Genomic DNA, 6,219 nt, shown 5'->3' with positions numbered 1-6,219 from the left:
CGCGCTAACGCCGGACCCTCGAAGGAACCTGATGGGTCCCTTCTGACACCTCCGGAGGTGTTCGTGAAGGGCTACGCCCGACCTATATCAGCGGTCCAGGGCGGTCACGAAGCGGGTCAGGAGGTCCGCGAACGTCTGCCGCTCGGCGTCGGTCCAGTCGTCCATCGCCGTGGCGAAGCGGTTCCGGCGGGCATCGTGGACCCACTCGAGCTGCCGCAGGCCGTCCGCGGTGAGGACCAGGTTCGTACGACGCCCGTCCGCCTGGTCGGCCTCACGTCGTACCAGGCCTGCCGAGACCGCCGCGGCGACCAGCTTGCTGGCCCTGGGCTGGTCCACCGCCAGCGCCAAGGCGACTCCGTTGACGCCGATCGGCTCCGGTCCGGCGCCCTCGAGCGCGTCGAGGACCTCCTGGACCGGGTCCGGACCACCGGCGTCCGCGGCGAAGGTACGACGGGTCTGCCGCCGGCGGACGGTGATCATCGCCGCCTCCACCCGGGCCACCGGATCGGACTTGTCCACAGCCCCTCCCGAGATATATGTTAGTTGACATGTATATGTCGGATGACAACAAGCCTATCGGGTGGTGGCTGAAGGAGCTGGACCGGCTGCTGGAGGCGTCGTTCGAGCAGGTCCTCGCGGCGGACGGGCTGACCAGGCGGCAGTGGCAGGCGCTGAACGCGGCCGTCGGCCCGGAGCCCATCGCGGTGGCACTCGCCCCGTTCCTGACCGACCCCGGCGAGCTGAGCGCCGCGATCGACCCGCTGACAGCGCGGGGCTGGCTGAGGGACGAGCAACTCACCGCCTCCGGCCAGGCCGGGCTGGAGGAGTTGGCGACGAAGGTCCGGGCTCAGCGTGAGCGGGTCACGGCGGGCATCACCGGCGAGGAGTACGTCGCGACGATCGCCGTACTCAGGAAGATGGCGGACAACCTAAAGGGCTCCGCTGTGTGACCGCCCAGGCGCGGCGGTCACACAGCGGAGCCGGCCACCTCGGGGAGTTGGCTCGTGGTGAGGTGTCACGAGCCGCACGGTGTCCTACCGCCCAGGACACTCCCCGCCTGGCCCGAGGTGTCGGCCAGGGGTGGTTGGAACGGCTGGGCGGCGGCGATACAGGGACTCAACCGCCAAGCCCAGCCGGGTCGGGAGGGCGGTGCGGTCCGGAGCTGAGGAGTGCTCCGGACCGCACCTGGGTTTCGTCCGGGACTGAGGAGTGCCCCGGACCTTCAGGTGTGCTGCTCCTGGACGTGAGGAGACCCCAGGTCGCAGCGAACCGGGTCTGAGGAGGACCCGGAAGGTCGGATTTTCAGTTGATGGTGTCGAGTGGACCGAGTACGTCGTTGGTGACCCGGAGGCCGGCGAAACGCCTCCGCATCGCCTGCTCGTAGCGGGCCGCCAGGGGCGCCTCCGCGACGTACTGCGCGATCACATGCTCGCCGAACCAGACCCGCACCCTGCGCCGGTGCTGCCTCGACGTCATCTCCGCGATGGTCACTACCTCTCACCCCGTAACTCTCAGGCCTTGCAACCAGTTGGACTTACTGGTTGTCATGGCAGTAATGGTGCACGAGCCCAACGTGACCGCTCTAGGACCTGGACCGGACCTTTGCCGGACCTCTTCCGGACCTCTCGCGGACATCTGGGGGACAGCACCTTGTCGTGGGGCATCAGTCGAGACAACGTCTGATCTGACGTGAACGGGAGGAACGATGGCGGGTAGGTATACGCCAAAGACGGTCCTGGCGCACCTGATCCAGCGCCGGAACCAGACCTACTCCGAGATCGTCGCCGAGTTCGTCGAGCTGGGTGGAACCATCACCGAGCGGCACCTGCGGCGCCTCGCATCGGGCGAGCGCGCAGGGACCACTCCTCAGACCCGGCGCACCCTGCAACGCATGTTCGGCAAGCCGGTCGAGGAGCTCCTCGCCCCGTACGTCCCCGAGCAGGCCGCCCAGGTGGTGCCGGCACCTGCCGCGAGTGGACGGATCACGACAGGTACTGAGATGGAGGTTCTCGACATGGCTGCCAGCCGAGCGAGGGCGTTTGCCCTCGCGGCCCAGTCCGGTCTCGGAAGCGAGGCCATGGAACAGGTGTACGACGACGTGCGCCACGTCGCGAAGGCCTACCCGCAGCGGCCGCTGCCGGAGATCCTCGGCCAGCTGGTCGAGACCCAGGATCTGGTCTTCGCCCTGCTGGAGAGCCGGCAGCGTCCGGAGCACCTGCGGCAGCTGTACTTCCTGGGCGGCGTGACCGGTGGTCTGCTGGCCAAGGCATCGCACGACCTCGGCAACCCGCACGCGGCGCTGACGCAGGCGCGGACGGCATTCCTCTGCGCCGACAACGCCGACCACCACGGCCTGCGCGCCTGGGTGCGCGGCCTGCAGTCGCTGGTCTCCTACTGGGCCGGCAACCCGCACGACTCGGTCCGGTACGCACAGCTCGGCGCCGGGTACGCCGAGCAGGCCAACAGCACCACCAGTGTCTGGCTGCCGGTCAGCGAGGCCCGCGCCTGGGCGGCGCTGGGCAACCCCGAGGCCACCCGCGCGGCGCTCGAGCGGGCCGAGCAGGCCTGGAACACGGTGCGCAACGACGACCTCGACGACATGGGCGGCCTGTGCACCTTCGGCCGCAACCGGCAGCTGTACTACGCCGCCGACGCGCTGGCCTGGCTTCCTGGTGAGGTCGAGCAGGCCGAGCGGTACTCCCGTCAGGCCGTCGACGCCTACACCGACCCGAACCACCCGGAGTGGGCCTTCGGCGACGCCGCCGGCAGCCAGGCCGCGATGGCCATCACCCGGATCGCGAGCGGTGAGCTCGACGGCGCCGCGGACGCGATCGCGCCGGTGCTGGGCCTGCCCGCCGAGCGCCGGATCAACGGCGTGGTGCACTCCGCCCGCCGGGTCCACCAGGCGCTGCGGCAGTCCGGACGCGCGGACGACGCCCGGGAGCTGCAGGAAGAGATCGAGATGTTCACCCGGACCCCGATCCAGAGTTTCCCCCGGTAGTTTCTCCAGATGGATCCTCTGATCGGCGACCTGACCACCCTGCGCGAGTTCCGGACATCAGATCTCGAGGACTACCTGGCCATCGTCAGCGACGACCGCGTCACGTCGTGGATGTCGTTCGACAGCCGGGACCGGCCCGCCGCCGAGAAGGCACTGACCGCGATCATCGAGCGGGCGGCGCAGGAGGACCGGCCGGACTACCTGCTCGCCGTCACCCGCCGGGACGACGACAGTGTGGTCGGCTTCGCCCGCCTCGGGCCGACCGGGGTGAAGGCCGCTCACCTCGGCTACGCGATCCACGCGGACCACTGGGGTCGCGGCTACGCCACCGACGTGTCCCGGGTGATGCTGCGACTCGCCTTCGGCACCCTCGGCAAGCACCGGGTCAGCGCCGCCATCGGCCCCGAGAACGAGGCCTCGATCGCGGTGGTCAAACGGCTCGGCTTCACCTACGAGGGCCGGATCAGGCATCACGTCTTCACCAACGGAGACTGGCGAGACTCGCTGCTCTACTCCCTGCTCGAGTCGGAGTTCCCCAACCGGTAGCGGTGCCGTTCACCTACGCGCCATCCGAGCCCTTGACAGTGCCTTGTCAGCACAAGGAGGGTGCCCGTCATGTCGATGCAGCAGGTGCCGGAGTGGGCGGATCCAGAGGTGCCTGAAGAGGCACTGGACGCGCAGGGGGTGTCCCGGCGGAACCTGATCCGCGGCGCCGGGCTACTGGGAGCCGGCTTCGCCGCGACCGCGGTCGGCGCTTCCGAGGCCGTGGCGGCCGGCAGTACGTCGTACTCGAGTGATCCTGAGCTGGTCTATCTGGTCGGGGATCACCATGTGCACAGCCGGTACAGCCATGACGCGAAGTACGACTTCAGTCAGTTGGCGCAGCGCGGAGCGCAGTTCGGGCTGGACTGGATGGCGTTCACCGAGCACAGCAACTTCGGGCATGCCGACAAGGGCGCCGCGGCCGAGAACGTCGAGGTGCTGAAGGCCCGGGCCGAGAACCCGCGGATGCTCATCTTCCAAGGCCTGGAGTGGTACATCCCCGCGGCCGAGCACGGCACTGTCCTGGTCGCGCCAGGTGCGAACAACGTGGCCCTGCTGCAGCAGTTCGAGCGTGAGTACGACGGCAAGCTCACCGGGCGCGCGGACAGCAGTCCGGCGAACGAGCAGCATGCCATCAAGGCGCTGCAATGGCTCGCGGCCCAGAAGCAGAGCGGGTACGTCGACGACGTACTCGTGCTCGCCAACCACCCGCTGCGGCTGGGAATCGACGCGCCGTACGAGCTGCGCGGCTGGCGCGACACCGGTGTCTGCATCGGCATGGAGGGCGCGCCCGGCTCACAGGGCGACGCCGACCCGGCGTGGGTTGCGTATCGCGGGTCCACCAACGCCCAGCGCGGCGAGTACGTGAACGCACCGAGTGCCAACAGCTTCCCGGGCTACCCCGCGGACGCCTACCGCACGTACGGCGGCTTCGACTGGGCCACCGCGACAGTCGGCGGGCTGTGGGACTCCATGCTGGCCGAAGGCAAGCTCTTCTCGATCACCTCGAACAGCGACAACCACCGGACCATCTGGGACACCTGGAAGGACGGGGAGTTCCCGCCCGGGGAGAACTTCGACAGCCTCGGCTGGAAGCCGTCGCCGACGGACTCCGGTGTGCCGCAGCCCGGTAGTGACTTCTGGCCGGGTCAGTTCAGCCGGACTCATGTCGGCGTCACTCGGTACGGCTACCTCGAGGTAATGGCCGCTCTGCGGGCGGGACGTGTCTGGGTCGACCACGGTCAGTTGGTGGACGGAATCGACGTACGACTCGCTCCTGTCGGCTCATCACAGCGGGGCGTGACGCTCGGCGGGCGGCTGCGCGTGCACAGGGGACAGCGGTTGGAGCTGCGGGTCACCGTGACCAGTGCGACCCGGCCGAACTTCCACGGCCTGCTCCCTCGCCTCGCCCACGTGGACGTGATCCGTGGCGCTGTCACCGGGCCAACCAGCGTGAAGGACAGCTGGAAGGCGCCCGACACCCGAGTGATCGAGCAGGTCGACGTACGACGGCGGACCGGGACCTACGAAGTTCGCATCCCGCTGGGGAAGGCGGAGCGGTCGCAGTACGTGCGGGTGCGGGGCAGTGACGGCCGGCGGAACGGGCCTGGGTACCTGGGCAGCCACATCGACCCGGCCGGTCCGATCCAGCACCCGACCAACGACGGCGACCCGTGGCTCGACACCTGGCTCTATACGAACCCGATCTTCGTCGACGTGGTCTAACCGGCCAGGAGGCACACTGGGGGCATGGCCGCCACCATCGCAGGACCGCTGGACCCATTGAGGGACGGGCTGGCGCGGATGATCATGACGAAGGTGGCGGGGCCGGACCCGCGCGCTGAACGCAACCGGGTGCACAACACCCCCGGGCCGCGCTGGTTCGACCCGGACCGCCCGATCCGGCGGGTCCACGGTGACGCCTCGATGTTCGCCGGTGGACTCCGGGCACTACTCCTGCAGTCACTGCACCCACTGGCGATGGCAGCGGTGTCGGCCCACTCCGGCTACCGCGGTGACCCCTGGGGCCGGCTGCGTCGTACCAGCTACTTCCTGGCCATCACGACGTACGGCGCGATCCCGGACGCCGAGGAGGCCATCGCACGAGTCAAGGGGGTCCACGAGCGGGTGCGCGGGACCAGTCCGGACGGTGTGAAGTACAGGGCCTCCGACCCGCACCTACTCAAGTGGGTCCACGTCGCCGAGGTGGACAGTTTCCTGGCCGCACACCAGCAGTATGGCGTGAAGCCGCTCAACGCGTCGGAGCAGGACCTGTACGTCGAAGACGCGGCACTGGTGGCCCGCAAGCTCGGTGTGGTCGATCCACCGACCACAGTGGCCGAGCTGCGCCAACTGCTCGACGAGTACCGACCGGAACTGCGTGGAACGACCGAGGCTCGCCAGGCCGCGCGCTTCATGCTCGTGCACCCGCCGGTGCCGTGGGCCGCGCGACCGGCGTACGCCGTACTCACCGCTGCCGCTGTCGGGCTCCTGCCATGGTGGACCCGGTGGCCGCTGCGGCTGCCGTACCTGCCGCTGGCCGAGGCGACGGTCGTCCGCGCGGCCGGAGACGGCCTGACCAGGACGATTCGCTGGGCACTGACATCGCCAATCCTTGGGGATATCGAGGCTTAGCGCCTGACTCGCCGGTAGGTTGTTCTCGTGCCGCTGCGTCC

At 69.2% G+C, this 6,219-nt stretch carries 7 protein-coding genes; 5 read left to right on the top strand and 2 right to left on the bottom strand.

The window, feature by feature from the left end:
• Positions 1–87 precede the first annotated feature (87 nt).
• A complete protein-coding gene (locus ACGFIF_RS36130; RefSeq protein WP_393160742.1) occupies positions 88–519 on the bottom strand; it encodes a MarR family winged helix-turn-helix transcriptional regulator in 432 nt (143 codons plus the stop codon).
• Between the two features lie 29 nt (positions 520–548).
• On the opposite strand from ACGFIF_RS36130, the gene ACGFIF_RS36125 reads away from it, so the two are divergent.
• Complete coding sequence (locus ACGFIF_RS36125) at positions 549–950, top strand: MarR family winged helix-turn-helix transcriptional regulator (RefSeq protein ID WP_393160740.1); 402 nt, start codon at positions 549–551, stop codon at positions 948–950.
• Positions 951–1,302: 352 nt separating this feature from the next.
• Here ACGFIF_RS36125 and ACGFIF_RS36120 read toward each other — a convergent pair whose 3' ends face one another.
• Positions 1,303–1,476 (bottom strand): hypothetical protein, encoded by a 174-nt coding sequence (locus ACGFIF_RS36120; protein WP_337000893.1) that lies wholly within the window; start codon positions 1,474–1,476, stop codon positions 1,303–1,305.
• Between the two features lie 229 nt (positions 1,477–1,705).
• Here ACGFIF_RS36120 and ACGFIF_RS36115 point away from each other — a divergent pair, with 229 nt between their 5' ends.
• The 4 genes from ACGFIF_RS36115 to ACGFIF_RS36100 all read left to right on the top strand — a co-directional run bounded on the left by ACGFIF_RS36115 (position 1,706) and on the right by ACGFIF_RS36100 (position 6,178).
• Complete coding sequence (locus ACGFIF_RS36115; RefSeq protein WP_393160737.1) at positions 1,706–3,001, top strand: XRE family transcriptional regulator; 1,296 nt, start codon at positions 1,706–1,708, stop codon at positions 2,999–3,001.
• 9 nt (positions 3,002–3,010) lie between these two features.
• Complete coding sequence (locus ACGFIF_RS36110; RefSeq protein ID WP_393160735.1) at positions 3,011–3,547, top strand: GNAT family N-acetyltransferase; 537 nt, start codon at positions 3,011–3,013, stop codon at positions 3,545–3,547.
• Between the two features lie 69 nt (positions 3,548–3,616).
• Positions 3,617–5,269, top strand: a complete 1,653-nt coding sequence (locus tag ACGFIF_RS36105; RefSeq protein ID WP_393160733.1) for a PHP domain-containing protein — start codon at positions 3,617–3,619, stop codon at positions 5,267–5,269.
• A 24-nt stretch (positions 5,270–5,293) separates the two neighbouring features.
• Positions 5,294–6,178 (top strand): oxygenase MpaB family protein, encoded by an 885-nt coding sequence (locus ACGFIF_RS36100; protein WP_393160731.1) that lies wholly within the window; start codon positions 5,294–5,296, stop codon positions 6,176–6,178.
• Positions 6,179–6,219 lie beyond the last annotated feature (41 nt).

It is taken from the genome of Kribbella sp. NPDC049174 (assembly GCF_043197365.1).
Classification (GTDB): domain Bacteria; phylum Actinomycetota; class Actinomycetes; order Propionibacteriales; family Kribbellaceae; genus Kribbella.
This window is presented reverse-complemented; position numbering and strand designations above follow the sequence as displayed.